General features: G+C 59.1%; 2 protein-coding genes. Both read left to right on the plus strand.

The genetic code is table 11. The features are described 5' to 3' along the window. A partial coding sequence (gene tnpB / locus K6T64_RS16800; protein WP_288011403.1) for an IS66 family insertion sequence element accessory protein TnpB occupies nt 1-318 on the plus strand: 318 nt, incomplete at its 5' end. 57 nt (nt 319-375) lie between these two features. Next, nucleotides 376-1,113 (plus strand): IS66 family transposase (locus K6T64_RS16805; RefSeq protein ID WP_288011406.1); only part of this gene is annotated, 738 nt, incomplete at its 3' end.

Genomic DNA, 1,113 nt, shown 5'->3' on the forward strand with positions numbered 1-1,113 from the left:
TGCGGCAGCACGGACATGCGTAAATCCATTGACGGACTGGCTGCCCTGGTGCAGGAGTCTTTCGAGTTGGATCCGTTCTCCCCTTGTCTATTCGTCTTTTCCAACCGGAAACGGGACAAACTGAAAATCCTGTTCTGGGAACATAACGGCTTCTGGCTGTATTATCGGCGTCTGGAACGCGGGCGGTTTGAGTGGCCGGAGGCGAGTGCGGGCAAAACGGTAGTCATCAGTAGGCGGGAACTCAACTGGCTCCTGGATGGGCTGTCGCTCACCCAGCACAAAGCCCACCCCAGGGTGGACGCAGGGCGGGTGGTCTAAGGCGGCGGAAAAGAAATCGGCAAAAACATGCATGTCTGGCAGGAGATTTCGGCCGCGGTGTCGAAATCCTTGACCATGGAAAACACAGGGACGGTAACCATCGATCAATTTGAATCTCTGCAACAACACTGCGTCAACCTGGAGCAGGAAAACGCGGAGTTGAAAAAGCAGGTGAAGCTGCTGCTGGAAGAGCTTCGCCTGGCCCGCCATCGGCATTTCGGGAAATCCAGCGAACGGACAAACGAGGATCAGGTCCAGCTGGAGTTCGTGTTTAACGAAGCCGAAGCGCAGGCGCAGCCGGAGGCAGAGGAACCCACCGTCGAGACGGTGACGTATCAGCGGCGCAAGAAACAGCCGGGCCAACGGGATGCCATGCTGGCGGATCTGCCGGTGGAGCGGGTGGAATACCGCCTAGCGGAGGAAGAGCAGGTCTGTCCATGCTGCGGGGGTTCCATGCACGAGATGAGCGCGGAGATTCGCCGTGAACTCAAACACATTCCGGCCCAGACGGTGATCGTGGAGCACGTGCAATACATCTATGCGTGCCGATCGTGTGAGAAGAACGAGATCGAAACGCCCGTGACCAAGGCTCCGATGCCCCGCCCCCCGATTCCGGGCAGTCTGGCATCGCCATCGATGTTGGCGCATGTGATGGAGAAGAAGTACGTGGACGGGATGCCGCTGTACCGCCAAGAGCAGCATTTTGCCCGGCGGGGGTTGGAGTTGTCCCGCCAGACCTTGGCCAACTGGGTGGTGCTGGGGAGCACCCGGTGGCTCAGCTTGGTGTACGACCGG

It is taken from the genome of Kyrpidia sp., from assembly GCF_023512215.1.
GTDB classification, from domain to species: Bacteria; Bacillota; Bacilli; order Kyrpidiales; family Kyrpidiaceae; genus Kyrpidia; species Kyrpidia spormannii.